Annotated in this window: 12 protein-coding genes; 4 read left to right on the top strand and 8 right to left on the bottom strand. The window is 45.4% G+C overall.

What is annotated here, in order from left to right; genetic code table 11:
• The 4 genes from FLAVO9R_RS00640 (at position 1) to FLAVO9R_RS00655 (ending at position 6,540) form a co-directional block, all read left to right on the top strand.
• The gene (locus FLAVO9R_RS00640) at positions 1–3,099 is read left to right on the top strand and encodes an efflux RND transporter permease subunit (RefSeq protein ID WP_159527979.1); all 3,099 of its coding nucleotides are present in this window, start codon (positions 1–3) and stop codon (positions 3,097–3,099) included.
• A gap of 21 nt (positions 3,100–3,120) precedes the next feature.
• Positions 3,121–3,621: an alpha/beta hydrolase gene (locus FLAVO9R_RS00645; RefSeq protein ID WP_159527980.1), complete on the top strand. Its 501-nt coding sequence runs from the start codon at positions 3,121–3,123 to the stop codon at positions 3,619–3,621.
• A 112-nt stretch (positions 3,622–3,733) separates the two neighbouring features.
• A complete protein-coding gene (locus FLAVO9R_RS00650; RefSeq protein ID WP_159527981.1) occupies positions 3,734–5,575 on the top strand; it encodes a bifunctional acetyl-CoA hydrolase/transferase family protein/GNAT family N-acetyltransferase in 1,842 nt (613 codons plus the stop codon).
• Positions 5,572–6,540, top strand: a complete 969-nt coding sequence (locus FLAVO9R_RS00655) for a histone deacetylase family protein (protein WP_159527982.1) — start codon at positions 5,572–5,574, stop codon at positions 6,538–6,540. The genes FLAVO9R_RS00650 and FLAVO9R_RS00655 overlap by 4 nt, the downstream gene beginning before the upstream one ends.
• Here FLAVO9R_RS00655 and FLAVO9R_RS00660 read toward each other — a convergent pair.
• From FLAVO9R_RS00660 to FLAVO9R_RS00695, 8 genes are all read right to left on the bottom strand, one after another.
• Entirely contained in the window at positions 6,537–7,070 is a 534-nt protein-coding gene (locus FLAVO9R_RS00660; RefSeq protein WP_159527983.1) for a DUF6436 domain-containing protein, read from the bottom strand. The two genes, FLAVO9R_RS00655 and FLAVO9R_RS00660, sit on opposite strands and share 4 nt — an antisense overlap.
• Positions 7,070–8,551 carry a methyl-accepting chemotaxis protein gene (locus FLAVO9R_RS00665; protein WP_159527984.1) on the bottom strand — a complete coding sequence of 494 codons (1,482 nt, stop codon included), beginning with the start codon at positions 8,549–8,551 and terminating at the stop codon, positions 7,070–7,072. The genes FLAVO9R_RS00660 and FLAVO9R_RS00665 overlap by 1 nt, the downstream gene beginning before the upstream one ends.
• Before the next feature lie 163 nt (positions 8,552–8,714).
• Positions 8,715–9,704 carry a zinc transporter ZntB gene (locus FLAVO9R_RS00670; RefSeq protein WP_159527985.1) on the bottom strand — a complete coding sequence of 330 codons (990 nt, stop codon included), beginning with the start codon at positions 9,702–9,704 and terminating at the stop codon, positions 8,715–8,717.
• Positions 9,705–9,806: 102 nt separating this feature from the next.
• Complete coding sequence (locus FLAVO9R_RS00675; protein ID WP_159527986.1) at positions 9,807–11,201, bottom strand: DUF3300 domain-containing protein; 1,395 nt, start codon at positions 11,199–11,201, stop codon at positions 9,807–9,809.
• A 162-nt stretch (positions 11,202–11,363) separates the two neighbouring features.
• Positions 11,364–11,978, bottom strand: coding sequence for a GTP cyclohydrolase II (gene ribA, locus FLAVO9R_RS00680; RefSeq protein ID WP_159527987.1), 615 nt, complete (start codon positions 11,976–11,978; stop codon positions 11,364–11,366).
• Positions 11,979–12,132: 154 nt separating this feature from the next.
• Positions 12,133–14,973: a putative bifunctional diguanylate cyclase/phosphodiesterase gene (locus FLAVO9R_RS00685; protein ID WP_159527988.1), complete on the bottom strand. Its 2,841-nt coding sequence runs from the start codon at positions 14,971–14,973 to the stop codon at positions 12,133–12,135.
• Positions 14,974–15,096: 123 nt separating this feature from the next.
• Positions 15,097–15,405 (bottom strand): DUF3630 family protein, encoded by a 309-nt coding sequence (locus FLAVO9R_RS00690; RefSeq protein WP_159527989.1) that lies wholly within the window; start codon positions 15,403–15,405, stop codon positions 15,097–15,099.
• A complete protein-coding gene (locus FLAVO9R_RS00695; RefSeq protein WP_159527990.1) occupies positions 15,393–16,856 on the bottom strand; it encodes a protein adenylyltransferase SelO in 1,464 nt (487 codons plus the stop codon). Before FLAVO9R_RS00695 ends, FLAVO9R_RS00690 begins: the two co-directional genes overlap by 13 nt.
• Between the last annotated feature and the right edge of the window lie 51 nt (positions 16,857–16,907).

Here is a 16,907-nt window from a genome sequence, read left to right on the forward strand (position 1 = left end):
ATGGCTCGCTTTTTTATCGACAGACCCGTCTTCGCGTGGGTACTTGCAATTATTACGATGATGGCAGGGGTACTTGCCATTTATACCCTGCCTATTGAGCAATACCCTAAAGTTGCGCCACCCACGGTGACGATTTCTGCGACTTACCCTGGGGCTTCAGCGGAAACCGTTGAAAACTCAGTCACGCAGGTGGTTGAGCAAAACTTATCAGGCATAGATAACTTACGTTATTTCTCTGCCAGTAGCTCAAACAGCAGTATGTCTATCAGCCTCACATTTGAGCCGGGTACCGACCCAGATATTGCGCAAGTTCAAACCCAAAATAAAGTGCAATCGGCACTCCCATTGCTGCCGGCACAGGTGCAGCAACAAGGTGTTACTGTCGCAAAATCAAACTCAGCATTTTCGTTAGCCATTGGTTTTTATGACGAAACGGGGCAAATGAGCCAGTACGACTTAAGCGATTTGTTGGTTTCTCAATTTCGCGATTCAGTCTCCCGTGTTAATGGCGTAGGGAGCGTGCGGGTATTTGGTGCCCAGCGCTCAATGCGAATTTGGTTAGATCCAGACAAACTATACAGCTACAACCTAACACCGGTAGATGTCCAAGCCGCGGTTGAGGTGCAAAATACCGATGTATCTGCTGGGCAACTCGGGGGCTTACCTGCCATTCAAGGCCAGCAAATTAACGCCACTATTCAAGCTCAATCACGTTTACAAACCGTAGATGATTTCGAAAGCATTGTGCTGCGGGTAAATACTGATGGTTCTCAAGTTCGAGTACGCGATGTCGCGCGGGTTGAGCTAGGTGCTGAAAGCTACGATGTAATCGTTCGTTACGACCGTCATCCTGCCTCGGGTATGGCTATTAGCTTAGCGTCAGGTGCGAACGCGCTTGATACTATCAATGCGGTAAAGCAGCGTGTTGAAGAGCTACGAGTCAACCTACCAGACAGCGTAAAAGTGGTTTATCCGGTTGATGCTTCACCCTTTATCGAATTGTCGATTGAGTCAGTGGTGCACACGCTGATTGAAGCCGTGGTACTGGTTTTCTTCGTCATGCTGCTATTTTTGCAGAATTGGCGTGCTACCCTTATTCCTACTATCGCGGTTCCGGTGGTGTTACTAGGTACCTTTGCGGTGCTACTGGCATTTGGTTACAGCATTAACGTATTAACTATGTTTGCCATGGTGCTAGCCATTGGTTTGCTTGTGGACGACGCTATTGTCGTGGTTGAAAACGTTGAACGTATTATGGAAGAAGAGGGCTTACCGCCCGCTGAAGCCACTAAAAAATCCATGACACAAATTACTGGTGCGCTAGTAGGTATTGCCGCGGTATTATCGACGGTATTTATTCCTATGGCCTTTTTCAGTGGATCTGCTGGGGCTATTTATCGCCAGTTCTCAATTACTATCGTGTCTGCCATGGGCTTCTCGGTATTGGTGGCAATTATATTGTCACCTTCATTGTGTGCCACGCTGCTAAAACAACACGATCCTGAACATAACAAAGACAAAGGCTTCTTTGGTTGGTTTAACCGCACATTCAACAAAGGCCGCGATCGCTATCAGCGTACCACCACCCACATGGCGAAACGTGCTAAGCGTTACTTTGCGGTATACGGTATTCTAGTGGCAGGAATGGCGTATATTTTCGCCCAATTACCTGGTGCATTCTTACCCGATGAAGACCAAGGCCGCCTAATGGTGCTAATTAGTACGCCTCCTGGTGCAACTGCTGGGCGTACCTTAGAGTCGGTCAAAAAGGCAGAAGACTTTTTCTTAGACCAAGAGCAAGGTGCGGTTAACGGCTTGTTTACGGTAGTAGGTTTTAGTTTTGCTGGCCAAGCTCAAAATGCCGGTATGGGTTTTGTAAACTTGAATGACTGGAGCGTGCGAGACGAAAGCGACTCAGCATTTGCACTGGTAGGCCGCGCCTTTGGCGCATTTAGTCAAATTGAAGATGCTTCTGCATTTCCTATTGTGCCTCCGCCTATTATGGAATTAGGTAACGCGACAGGCTTTGATATGCAGCTTGTGGATCGCGGAAGTAATGGTCACGTGGCATTGATGAATGCCCGCAATCAATTGTTAGGCATGGCCGCGCAAAACCCTAAACTTGCCGGTGTTCGCCCTAACGGATTAAGCGACGTGCCTCAGTTTAAGGTGAATATAGACAGTGAAAAAGCATCTGCGCTGGGGTTAAACCTAAGTGAAATAAACAGTGCACTGCAAATTGCGTGGGGCTCAAGTTACGTTAACGACTTTATTAATAAAGGCCGGATAAAACGGGTTTATATGCAAGCGGATGCAAAATATCGCATGTCGCCAGACGATTTAGACAAGTGGTTTGTGCGTAACGCCGACGGTGACATGGTGGCCTTCAGCACCTTTGCATCTACTCAGTGGGTGTATGGTTCGCCCAAACTTGAGCGTTTTAACGGTATCTCATCGGTTAACATTCAAGGTAGCCCCGCTGAAGGTGTTTCATCCGGTGAAGCCATGGAAGAAATGGAGAAGCTAGTTGCTCAATTGCCTGCTGGTTATGCTATTGAGTGGGCTGGTTTATCTTTTGAAGAACAACAAGCTGGCTCGCAAGCGCCTATGTTGTATGCTATTTCTATACTCATCGTATTTTTATGCCTAGCAGCATTATATGAGAGTTGGTCTGTACCATTTGCAGTCATGCTGGTGGTACCTTTGGGTATATTAGGTTCGGTAACGGCAGCGTTTTTATTCAATTTACCAAACGATGTTTACCTACAAGTTGCGTTTTTGACCACAGTGGGTCTGGCGGCGAAAAATGCCATTCTCATTGTAGAGTTCGCAAAAGACCAATATGAAGAAGGCATTGATTTAATGACGGCGGTATCAAATGCGGCTTCTCAGCGTTTTCGCCCCATATTAATGACATCTATGGCGTTTATACTCGGAGTAACACCGCTGGCAATGGCTAGCGGTGCAGGTTCAGCAAGCCAAAACGCAATAGGTATTGCGGTGATGGGGGGCATGTTTGCTGCCACCTTCTTAGCCATTTTCTTTGTACCTATGTTCTACGTGATGGTTGAAAAGCTGTTTCATAAACAAGATAAATAATTTAGACGTTGAGGTTTTACGATGACAACTGTCATTTTTTCTCATGGAAAAGAAAGTGGCCCTTGGGGCAGTAAGATCACTACATTGTCTAACGTGGCTAGCGATGTTGGCTTTAATGTTATTAGTGTGGATTACCAAGATTTAGCTTCGCCAGAAGATCGCATTACCCGATTGGTTGATACGGTAGAAGAGCAAGGCGATGAAGTTATCCTGGTAGGATCTAGTATGGGCGGTTACGTGTCTTTAGTGGCTGCTGAGCGTGTGTCTGCACGGGGTTTGTTCTTACTAGCGCCGGCGCTGTATATGCCAAGCTACGAAGTGCAAGAATATAACTACACCGGAAAAACGAGTGTAATCCACGGCTGGAATGATGATGTCATTCCAGTTAGCCATAGTATTGATTATGCGAAGCTGCGTAATTCTCAGTTGTTACTACTAGAGGACGGCCACAGATTGTCGAACAGCATGTTTGCGATATCGCCTTTCTTTCGCAATTGGTTGCATCCGTTTACACTGAACTAACGGAAGCTTTGCTGCTGTAACGTTTTTCCTGTTGTCTTACCAGCTTGGTAACGCACAACAGGAAAAATGTGTCATTATAGCGGTACAGATTAGCGGGAATAAGGCCGAGGGGATGGCAATAGATTTACCGTCTGAACCAGATTGGAAAGCGCTGATAAAATCGGGCTGTCGATTATTTGTTGGGGGCAATGCATCAGTACCTTATGCACTGATTCAGCACTTAATTGATAATAGCGATGGCTTTAGCGATATTGAGTTAGTACACATGCTTGCACTTGGCGATACGCGCTGGGTAAAAGAAGAGTATAAAAATCTATTTAAAGCCAATACCTTCTTTATTGGTGGCCAAGCGATGCGGCAAGCTGTTGATGAAGGCCGAGCCGACTACACTCCTGTTTTCCTCTCTGAAATTTCAAGTTTGTTTAGTGATGGCACGCTGTCTTTAGATGCCGCGTTGGTAAATGTAAGCCCCCCTGATGAATTTGGCTATTGCTCCTTAGGAGCGGCGGTTGATATTGCCATGTCGGCAGCGCGTCAAAGTAAATACGTAATTGCACAAATCAACCCGCAAGTTCCCCGTACTGCAGGTCATTCCTATATTCACTTAAGTGAAATTACCGCATGTATTGAAGCAAACGAACCTTTAGTTGAAGTTATGCCGCCACCTATTGATAGCGTGGCCGAACGTATCGGGCAGTACGTTTCCATGTTGGTTGATGATGGCGCTACCTTGCAATTCGGTATTGGTAAAATTCCAAGTGCCACCCTTAAATACCTGTGCCATCACAAAGATTTAGGTATTCACAGCGAAATGCTTACCGACAGTATTATTGAGCTGTTAGCATCAGGTGCGGTTACCAATAAGAAAAAAACCTTCCACCCAGGCAAGGTGGTAACCAGTTTCGCTATTGGTACCCGTAAGCTCTACGATTTAATCGATAACAACCCGCATATTGAATTTTACCCTAGCAGTTATGTGAACAAGCCTACCAATGTTGCCAAAAACGACAATATGGTGGCTATTAATAGTGCGTTGGAAGTGGATTTAACGGGGCAGGTGGTTGCCGATTCGCTGGGATACGATTTTTATAGTGGTATTGGGGGGCAGGTCGATTTTGTAACAGGCGCATCTATTAGCAAAGGTGGTAAAGCCATTATTGCGCTGCCATCAACGGCTAAAAATGAAACCATATCTCGCATTACGCCACGTCTTGCTGAAGGGGCTGGGGTAGTAACCTCGCGGGGGAATGTGCAATATGTTGTTACCGAATACGGCATTGCCTCTCTTAAAGGTAAAAGTATTCGTGAGCGAGCGCTAGAGCTTATTCGAGTAGCGCACCCAAAATTCAGATCTCAGCTATTAGAAGAAGTCAGGCAGCATTATTGGGTGCCACATTACCAAGAAAAGTACCCGACAGATATCCCAGAACTAGGCGCTATTCAGCTTAAGCGGCTGAATATACAAGGCGAAAAGTTTTATATGCGCCCGCTGAATCCCGCTGATGAGCGCCGGTTACAGGAGTTCTTTTATTCACATACCAAAGAAACCCTGCGTCTTCGCTACAACTACGACCCAAAACAAATGTCCAGAGAGAAGTCGTGTAACTTGGTGAGTGTGGATCAAACCTCTGACGTGGCGTTATGTATAGTGCGCCAAGAAGGGTCTCGAATTACCATTCATGCAGTAGGCCGATTTTATTACAACGCCAGCAATAACTCCTGTGAAGTGGCGTTTGTTACCCGAGAAACGCAGCAGGGTAAAGGTATGGCAAGCCGCTTGTTGAACGAGCTTATTCGTATAGCGAAAGCCCGTGAAATAAACCAAATGGTGGCCTATGTCAGGGGAGAAAATACCCCCATGATCACAATCTTTGAACAAATGCAGTTTAAGCGGCTTTTTACCGGTGATCCCAGTGACGTTGAATTGGTATTAAACGTGAGTGAGTTACCATGACCATTCGAATTTATCGCACAAAACATGGCGTTAAACATGACTTAGGCCCAGAACACCCTGAGTCGCCAGACAGGCTATACGCAATAGACGATCAGCTATTAGCGTCAGGTTTAGAAATGGTGTGTGAGCACGCCGACGCAAAGCCTATCGCTGAGGCTTACCTTACCTTGGCACATAGCCCAGAGTACGTGAAAAGTGTACTTTCCCGTGCGCAGCACCTGTCTGCAGCTGCAAAAGCTCATCCCGATGCAAATCATAAGGACAGCAACCCAGTTACTTGGTTAGATGATGATACCGGCATGATGGAATACACGTTGCCCGCCGCATTGGAATCGGCAGGAGCAGGTTGTAATGCCGTTGACTGGGCCATGCAGGGCGACGATAGGCAGGCTTTTTGTTTGGCTCGCCCGCCTGGGCATCATGCTACCTACGATGGCTCAATGGGTTTTTGCCTATTTAATAATGTGGCCATTGCTGCACGCTATGCACTACAAAACTATCAACTCTCCCGTGTGGCTATTATCGATTTCGATGTGCATCACGGCAATGGGACTGAAAATATTATCGCAGGAGATCAGCGCATCATGATGTGCTCTAGTTTTCAGCATCCGTTTTACCCTCATAGCGGTGCGCCTGTGTCAGCAAGTAATATTTTATCTGTACCTATTGAAGCGGGCTCTACCGGCGAGGTGTTTCGAGAAAAAGTATCCCATTGGTTTAATGCACTAGAGAACTTTCAGCCCGAGCTTATATTTATATCGGCAGGATTTGATGGTCATGCTGAAGATCCTATGGCGCACCTTCGCCTTACTGAAGATGATTATTTTTGGGTGAGTCAGCGGATCAGGCGTGTTGCTGATAGTTGCTGTAACGGTCGTGTGGTGAGTACGCTTGAGGGTGGGTACGATTTAAGTGCGCTTGGGCGCAGCGTCGTGGCACATTTGAAAGGGTTATCCCATCCCTAACGCTGCGAGCTGCAAAAACACCCATCGGCTTCGGTTTTTACCACGGCATTTATGTAAGACGAACTTGATGCATACCCGCTAATTTCATCCACTAAATCTTTACCGGTGAAACAACCGTACCCCGTTGCGTAAGGCCCTAAATAGCGAAGGTTATATAGGGTGTCTACAACAATAAGTGCAGGTACCGAAGGCAATACAGTGGCGAGTTCTGGCACATTTTCAATGTCTAGCGTCAAGCCGCTGTAGCCTATTTTACCTAGCTTATTGAGCAGCTGGGTTTGATGAGAATCGGTAAGGGTGTCGCAGTAACAATTTTCCTGTGTACCCACATGAACAATACTGCCAGCAGGTACATTATAGTCTTTAAGCAGTGAAATTAAAGAAGCATCAAAGGTGGTGCTTGTTGATTGATGCAGCAAGGTGCCGTTAGGGTCGAACTCAGAAATCTGACGCTGGCTATAAAACAAAACAGCACTTAGTAAGCTGATTGCCCATACAAGCAGCAGCGTCCAACTTCCCTTTTTCGACATTACAGCTTAAAGCGACCTATGGCACCGCGCATTTTTTGTGAAATTTGAGACAAAATTTCCACTTCTGCTGACAGCGATTCCGCTGTGGCAAGTTCCTCAGAAGTCAGTTCACTTAATCGTGCCGTGCTTTCTGCTATAGAAGCTGAAGCGGTTTCCTGCTCAACGGCAGAGGTGGCAATTTCAGTCATGCTCTCACTGGCAAACTGAATTTGCGACATGATATCAGACATAGCTTGCGTGGCAGTATCAGCCGATAGTACCGCTTCATCAACGAGTTGAATGCAGGTTTGCATTTGGTCTACCGAACTTGCTGTTTGACTCACTAATTGTTCGGTTACAGAGGTAATTTGGTCGGCACTTTCTTTTGAACGAATGGCCAATGTACGCACTTCATCAGCAACCACAGCAAACCCTCTGCCGTGCTCACCAGCACGTGCCGACTCGATGGCCGCGTTAAGCGCCAGTAAGTTAGTTTGCTCTGCCACTGAGGTAATGGCGCGCATAGCTTCTGAAATGTGTGAACATTGTTCGTTTAGTGCAGTGTTAGTTTTTGCAGCATTATTTAACGTATTACGCAGCGAATCTATGGTCCGGCTGGTAGATACTATAGAGTCACGAGTTGAACCTGAAGAGGCCTCTGCCGCAGACGCTTTGTCGCTAGCGCGGGTTGTTTGTTCAGCAGACATTTGCATGGTTTGCGCAATTTCTTCAGATGAAGCAGACACCATGGCAATTTCTTGGTCGGTATTACGACTAATTTCAAACATACTGCTAGCTGCTGTTTCCATTTTTTCACAGCCTTTAACCACTTCATTCATAAGTGAAGACGCTAAAGCAACCAAATCTTTAACTTGATCAATAAGTTCACCAAATGGACGAAGTATTTCGTTTTCTCGCTCAAAGGATACAGATAAATCTATTTGCCCTTCAGATTTTTGCATATTTTCAATCGCAATACGCAGCTGGGCTGCTCCGGCACCTTCTTGATGAGCTTGTTTGGCCATGTACATCAAAACGCCACCTTCCGCTAACGCAAAAGCGGCATGCATCAACAATATAGGGAACGTTAAATCACCTTCTTGGAAGATGAATACAGGAACACCTTGGGTTGCCAGAATATAAAAACTGATATGATGTACAGCAACCACGGCAGTCGCTGTTGCAATCACCTTCCAGTCTCTAAAGTAGGAAAGAAACGCCAGTGTGACGAATATTTCAAAATGCATTTCAATAAGCCCGAAGGTTTGATGAATATGCAACGCTGTGAGTAATTGTATACCTATAGCAACAGCATGCCTACTTACTACCGCTTGTGGCTGTTGCAGGCTGAAATATAAGGGCAAAATGGCAATAGGAATGCCTAGTACCGCGGCAGTGATAATATCGCCAGTTACGAAGCCAATGATGAAAGAAATCACTAATTGAATCAGTATTACTACTCGAAAGATCTTGTGTCCTTCTAGTATCCACGGGAACTGCATGGTTTTCTCCACTGAAGCGGTTTGCCTAAGTGTAGGCAAGAAATGCTAAGAGTGCTATTTTGACCAATCATACGAATTAAAAATTTTAAATCTATTAGTCTTTGTACTAATACATTGAATATTAATTATTTTTAATAAATATTAAAGGTTCATTATGCCCTTATTAAAGCCACCTTTTCCACAACATAGCCACCAACATGCAGATGCTCAGCACCCCCATCCCAAGCATTAAGTAAACAAAGGCATTCGCAGAGTCAGTGCCCGGTAATCCGCCAACGTTCATGCCGAACACACCCGTTAAAAAAGACAGAGGCAAGAAAATAGCAGTTACCATAGACAAGACGTACATGCGCACCCCTTGTTGCTCCGCTATGCGGTTTCGCAACTCGTCTTGAAGTACAATTGCTCTTTCACGTAATAAGTCCATATCTTCCACATACCGGCTCATGCGATCGGTTTGCTCTCGCAGTTCAAAACTCTGATTTTGGGACAACGCATCGGGCAAACGAAGTAGGGCATCTAAGGCATCACGTTGTGGCGCAAGGTAGCGCCTAATAGATGCGGCTTGGCGTCTTACGATAGATAAATTTTGCCTATCTTCCTTTCGAAGTTGTTCACGGGTCTCAAACCCTACTAAGCTCTCATCCATCTCATCAACGGTGTCCAAAATGGTATCAGCGACTTTCGTGATCATGTTCAACAAGAGGGCCGATGGGCTCATTGGCACCTGTTCAGATGCAATTTCATCCCGCAGGTTCTGAATGGAGGCTAATCGCCTGTTTTTACGACGAGCACTAATAATAATATCTTTGTTATACCATGTACGTAGCGACACCATATCTTCTGGGTCGGCATCGGGATTTTTATTAATGCCTCGCAAATACACCAAGGTACCCTGATGCAGGCTCATGGCTCTAGGCCTTGTTTCTAAAGCAAGTAAGCTGTCTATAACCGTGTGGTGTAAGCCACTAAATTGTAACAAGGTGCCAGCATCTTCAGCATCTGACTGTACATGTAACCAAAGGTAATCATCACTAGACGAACATTGTGCTAATGCGTCGGGAATGGCTTTCGCGTCAATGGCTTTAACTTCACCATTGGAAGATAGTAAATAAGCCCATAATAAGGCTTGAGGCGGTGAGGCTGCGTGCATATTACCCATTACCATCAAAAAAGTTACCTCATACTACGCAGAGATAAAGCCGCTTGCCATCTAAAAAAAAGCGCTTAGATGAAACTAAGCGCGTTTACTATTTTATCTTTCACGGTATTGGGTTCGTTTCACTTTCGGCGTTGACCGATGTTGCGACATAGCCGAACGGTTGGACGATGAACGATTACTTCTAACATCTGTTTTTGCGCGTTTCACATGTGTAGAAGCACGCTGCTGATACTTCTGCCCTGATACCCGATTACTGTCTCTTTTTACGGTTTTAGTTGTGGTTACCGTGCGCGTTGTTGTGCGACTTTTAGGCTCCACATGCTGACGTGCGTTTTTAACGCTGCGAGGCGCAGTAACCTGCCTGTTATTGCCGTTTACGTTCCGTGCAGTGTGTTCTTTAACGTGGTTCTTTTTAACCTGGCGATCCTTAAGCTGGCTTTCGCGCAACTTATTCGACGACTTATTGCTAGGTGATTGGGCATGCAGCGGTGTTTGCTGGCGCACAATATTTCTATTCACTGTTTTGGTATGAATCACCTTATTGTGACTCACCTTAGTAACGGCTCGCTCATTGCTTCTTACTTTCACTGAACGAGTGGCGCTATATCGTCTAGGTGCACTGTGCACAACGCGGTTAGAGTAGCGAGCTCTGCGATGGTCAGCACTATGTTGCCAGCGCTGATAACCTTTACTGTATACACGTTTTTTAGGTGTGCCTCTGTAATAGTGACGTACAGGCTCTCTGTGGATCACTACATGGCGGTTGCTCCATCGAATACCGCCAAAATAGAAGAAGGTTGAAAGCCTAACTTGCGGTGCCCAAAAGAAATTTCCGTGGTGACGGTAACTAACCCTATGATGCCAGTGCACAGGCGCAATGGCATGAGACCAAAGTCCGAATACAACAAGCGGGTCGTAGTAAGGCACGTAAACCACATCTCTATGGCGAGGGGCAATAACAATCACGCTTCGATCTATACCAGCTTCTCTTTCTAGCTCACGTTCAACTTCAAGGTAATCATTCGATTGTAAGTTACCGGTGTTGAGGGCGTGTTGGCGAAGCAACTGTACTCTATCAAGTACACGGGCTTCACTAATTAGTACATTATCACCAAGTTGCTGTAACCAGTTTAGATCTTCGGCCATGCTGTGCAGAATATCGGTAAATGCAGCCAAGGCTTTTACACTCGGATCCCACGTAACAGGTTCTAGCGCTTGCTCTACTTGTAAGGGAGTAAGATGTAAATTGCTTTGGCGCCACCTGTCGGCCGCGACTACATCAAGAGGGTAAGTGGCTGCAATCATAATATGAGTAAGCAAGGTGTCGGGGTAGAGTGCAATGGGCGCAAGTAAGCTATCTAGCTCAGCATCTGAGTACTGATAGTTATCTACCCTAGTTTCTGGTTCAACCGATGCCGACGCTAGCATGGGGAATGAGGTAGACAGGGTTCCCATGGCAACGAGTAAAGCTAAAGTCAGTTTTTTCATACGTTCTCCTTACATTACTCTGCACGGGAGCGCTTAAACTAAGCACTTTTACAGGCAATTTCACAAAGTCTGTATGTGTTATACCGCTTCTGGTATTAACGTAACCTGAACCAACCTGAATTATTGTCATTCAGGTTGGAATAGATTGAATGGCGAGGCGACTTACTTGAAAGAGTGGGGGTCGAATGCGTGACCAAGCTTTTCGGTCTTGGTTTTAATGTAGTTTTTATTGTCTTCTGTAATACCATGGTCGATAGGCTTACGTGCCACCACGTCAATGCCTAACGATTTTAAGGCCGCTAGCTTCTTGGGATTATTGGTCATCAACTCAACGCGATGTACGCCCAAGGTATCAAGCATTAGCTTACAAATATCATAGCTACGTAAGTCGGCATCAAAACCTAAATGCTCATTGGCTTCAACCGTATCCATGCCGCTATCTTGTAAATTATAAGCGCGAATTTTGTTCAGTAACCCAATACCACGACCTTCCTGACGAAGATAAAGTAATACACCGAAACCATTTTCGGCTATGTTCTGCATGGCTTTTTCTAATTGAAAGCCACAGTCGCAACGGGTGCTGAAAAGGGCATCTCCCGTTAGACACTCAGAATGAATGCGGATAGGGACTACATCGTTTTCTTTCCATTCACCATAGGAAAGCGCCACGTGCTCCTGTCCACTGGTTTCAACGAAACCATGGATTTTAAAATTACCATGACGAGTGGGTAATTTGGCGGAACTGACGTATTCGTATTTAGGTTGTTTGCTGCTCATGTTACTTCTACACCTGGATCATAAGCGTTATGTGGGGATGTTCTTGCCTTTTACAAGGGCTTGAGACAGGTACGGCTCCCCATTCATTAATCCGCGAATGTTACAATATACCCCTTTTAAAGTGTAGTAATACCATAGCCTAATCGGTTTTAGGTTATAACGGTTTAAAGTCGTCAAGCAGCGCAGGCTCGGCTACACCATACCCTTGGGCGAAATCAATGCCCATATTACCTAGCTGCGTCATAGTGGCATCAGACTCTACAAACTCACCTACGGTCTGCATTCCTAGGGCTTTCGCAACATCTTTAATGGAAGACACCATAGCGACATCAACAGGATCTGCTCGCATGTCTTTAATGAAGGTACCGTCAATTTTGACAATATCCACAGGAAGGTGTTTCAGATAGCCATAAGACGCAAACCCTCTGCCAAAATCGTCTAACGCAAATGAACAGCCTAAACGATTGAAGGTACGCATGAAGTCGATGGTGTATTCCATCTTGATAATGGCGACAGACTCAATCATCTCGAAGCAAATTTTATCGTAAGGAATGTTGTAACGTTCAAACGCGTTTAACACGAAAAGTTTGAAGTCTCTGTCGGCTAAGGAGTGGCAGTTTAAATTAATACTACAGCGCTTGAGTTCAGCCAAATGCTCAGGGTGCTCATTTAGCCAGCTAAAGGTATTAACAATAACCCACTTATCTATTTTAACGTTCATCTCGAAGCGTTCAGCGGTAGGTAGAAATGCGGCGGGCTCTACAATGCGTCCATCGGTCTCTTTCATACGCAAAAGCACTTCATAATAGTGACCGTCATTGGGTCGGCTTAATGGTCTAAGGGGCTGGTAGTAAAGTAGGAATCTGTCTTCCGATAACGCCGACTGAATGCTGTTTACCCAATCAAGCTCATTTTGGTAGCGCAGCATGCTTTCATCGTCTTTGCTGTACTTGTGAATTTGATTACGGCCCTGATCTTTTGCGTAATAACAGGCGGCATCGGCCATGCAGATGTATTGCTCTGCACTGGCGTCGGGGTCGGTACACACTACCATGCCAATGCTAACCCCTAGGCTAAATATGCGGTTTTCCCATGAAAAGCGGTAAGCCTGAACGGCATTTAACAATGTGGTTGCCTGCAAGTAAGCTTGTTCTTCCGGCTGATTTTCAAAAATAACGCCAAATTCATCGCCGGTGATCCGTGCCAGCATTGCCTCATTAGGAAGTGATTTTTCTAGCAAGTGAGCAATATCTTTAATAAGCGCATCGCCGGCTTTGTGGCCAGAGGTGTCATTGACAATTTTAAAGCGATCTAAATCGAGATAAAGCACGCACGGCGGAATGGGGGAATTTTCGCTTAGCCTAGCGGTCAGAGTAGTTTCAAACTGACGTCTATTATAAACCCCAGTTAGCGAGTCGTGGGTTGCCATAAATTGTAGGCTAGAGTCTGACTGCTTTTTCTCGGTAACGTCGATAATAGAGCCATATAAAAAGCTACCACTGTCATTTTCTCGTACCTGACAAGATATAGAAAACCAGAAAGCACTGCCGTTGGCGCGCATTCCCTTAATTTCGCGTGCCGCAACCTGGCCGCTATGAAGTAGCTCTCCTACCAGTACGTCACGGTCTTCCGCATTAGCGTAAAACTGCTTGGTGTTTTTCACTTGTGCTAACATTTTTGCTTCATCGGTATAGCCAAAAAGGGCACACATGGCAGGGTTAACTGTTTTTAACTCTCCGTCTAGCGTAGAGGTGTATAGGCCTTCACTAGAATTTCGAAATAAATCATAAAAGTGATGAAGGCTACTAATAGTGGCTTCACTTTCAGACAATTGCAGCCTGCTTGCGTTCTGCTCTTTTAATTCAACGGCAAACCCGATGCAAAGAAGAGACAAGGTCAGTAGGGTTAGAATAATCATGACAATGGGCGCGGTATAAAAGACATCGTCGAAGGCGATTTTAACGAACACAGCATAAAGCATGAATACGAACACCCAGGCGAAGGCGAACAGCCTGCTTGATGCTATGTTTTGTTTATCCTTAAAAATGAAGGCTAAGGCAATATGGTAAGCAGCGATAAACGGGCTGGCGGCAAAAAGAATGCGGGTCGCGTCGTATGCGCTCGTTGCCACTGCTGCGATAGCCATGCCAATAGGGAGTGCAAAGGTCAGTAGCCTTAGCACCAATGGAATGGGTGAAAATAAACTATGGGTCACTTTAGCGAGCGTCACAAAGCCAAGGCTAATGAGTACGGCAAAGGTTATCTCACTCGCGTTAGTTAAAGAAGGCCACGTCGCAAGCCCGCCTTGCGCCATAAATAACAGCGCAAATAAAACAAAATTGGTTACCGCCAACCAGAAACGAGCCGGGGTGCGCTGATATAGGTAAGACAGCAGGAAGTAGCCAGTTAATACCGTAAGCATACCCAGCACGATGCCAAGTAGAATAAGCAAGGTTTCATCGTATTGTTGAATTGCTTGTTTTTCCCATAGTGAGATTGGGAAATAGCGAAGACCATCGTCATACACACCAATAACAAGCCGGACATTTTCTTGTGGCGTCAGTGAAAAGCTTAAGCGGATGGCAGAGAAAGGTTTCTTTAATGAAAAATCCCCTTTACCTGCTTGGTAGCGGTAAGACTTAATGATTCGAGCATTACCATCAAGCAAGTAAATTTGAAGGTCGTTAATATTAAGCCTGTCTATATTTAGCACTAGGGGAATAGTGCTAAATCCGTCGTTCCTCAATTCATTAGAAATCCAGAGACGACTATTATTCCTATCAAGCGGAATGCTGCTGGTTAAGGGGCTAGAAGGGTGGAGTACATCTAAATACGTCATTGATTTGTGCGCGACAAAAAACGAACTGCTTTCGTTAATGGTGGCAACATGAAAAGACTGGTCAATGGTAAGCTCTGACGCAACAGCCGAATTTTGGATGGCGTCGCTTAACGCCCAAGTAGATAAGGTGATACAAGCAACGAAGAATGCCAACATTCCTTTTCTTGTGAATGGCATAGCTACCTTATTAACATAAATTCTCAAAGATCAGTAAACTAATAGTAACGGAAGATTCTGATTTTGGGGAAAGAAATAATGAAAAGAATGATGAAAAGTCATTCACTTTTCATCAAATAGATAGTCGTACAGGTCCTGAGCATTTTCATTACTTCCTATTGGCTCAAGCCAAATAGCTTCGCAAAGCCACTCGATAAATAGCATACAGCTGAAGCCTCCGTTGCTTAAGGTGACTTGATAGCGATCTGCCCCCCATTCTTGATTTGTCGCCGTTAAATTAAAAAGCGCACAGAAGGTTTGCTCCCATTGTTGAGTTTTTAAAGGCGTACTAGGAAGTGGGGAGTCGATAAACAAAGCCTGGCCGTTTATTTTCGACAAGGCTTTAAGATTTTGAATCGTTAACTGCTGCATGACAAGCTCGTGTGTGCTGATGATGAAGGTGGCTCTGAAAAGGGGTGCGTATCCCATTTCCTTTCAAATGGCGTACTTGCAGCTTCTAACAAAGCTTCAGAGAGTGAAAAATCACCCTTTTCGGCCAATTCAACCGCCTGTTGAAGTAAATGAGTACGAGGAATAACCGCGGGGTTTCGCAACAATAGCTCCGTATCTTCTTCTCTTGCTAAACGCAGCTGGCGGTAGCTTTCCCACCATGCATCTGCTTTTTCTTGATCAACAAGTGTTACTTGTTTGAATCTGTTTTCCTGACTAACGAAGATATCGTGAAAAGGACACTGAGTCTTGTTTATATCTGCCAACGCCAACTGACGGAAGCAATACGTGTAATCTAGATTATTGGTCTCAAGTATTTGTAGCCAAGACTGCATAACAGCAAGGCTTTGCTCTTTCTCATTAGTCTCAATGCCCATCCGTAAAAGCATCAAGTGTTGATATTGCGTAATGAACGTTTGCTCGAAGGTAGATAAAGCGGCTTTTATTTCATCCACCGAGCAATGGCCTGAAAAGGCATGGGCAAGGGCATTTAAGTTCCAAAGGGCAATACCCGGCTGTTGATTAAAGGCATAACGGCCTTGATGGTCAGAGTGATTAAAGACCGCGCCAGGCTCGTAATTATCTAAAAAGGCAAACGGCCCATAATCAAAGGTAATGCCATGAATAGACATATTGTCTGTATTCATCACGCCATGTACAAACCCGTGCGTTTGCCACAACGCGACCAATCTAGCAGTACGGGTTACTACCGCGCCTAGTAACGCAGCATAAGGGTTTGTAGCCGCTTTGCATTCGGCAAAATGATGCTCAATGGTGAAGTCGAGTAACCGTTGTAATTTATCGTTTTGACTGGCATAAAAATAATATTCAAAGTGACCAAAGCGTATATGACTAGGGGCTGTTCTTATCATCATGGCCCCGGTTTCAGGGCGTTCTCGGTACACGGTATCTGAACTGGTGAAAAGGCACAGTGAACGGCTAGAGGGAATACCTAAATAATGCAGTGCCTCAGCGCCAATATATTCTCTTAATGTGGATCGCAGTACGGCACGTCCGTCAGCGTGTCTTGAATAGGGGGTAGGGCCAGCGCCTTTTAAATGGAGATCGTGGGGCTGCGCGTTTGCGTCGATAACTTCTGCTAAAAGCAGCCCACGCCCATCGCCTAATTCAGGGTTCCATTGACCAAACTGATGGCCACCGTATTTTTGTGCAAATGCCTGTTGTGTAAGGGGCGTAACAGGGGAGTGTAGCCAATCAAGCATGTTTTGAGGCTGCAGTAAGGGTTCGGGAAGTGCAAGCTCGTTGGCTAGTGTGGTGTTAAACAAGCCTACTCGCATGTTTTTAAGCGGTTCTGGAAGTACAAAGCTACCCAGTTCCGATAGGGTTTCTGCATAGCGATTTAATAAACCCATTAGTTACTCGTTTCCCGATGGCGTGACACAATCTATAGGGCGGAAAGTAGC

Origin of the sequence: Alteromonas sp. 38 (genome assembly GCF_902506055.1) — a bacterium.
In the GTDB taxonomy this organism is placed as follows: domain Bacteria; phylum Pseudomonadota; class Gammaproteobacteria; order Enterobacterales; family Alteromonadaceae; genus Alteromonas; species Alteromonas lipotrueae.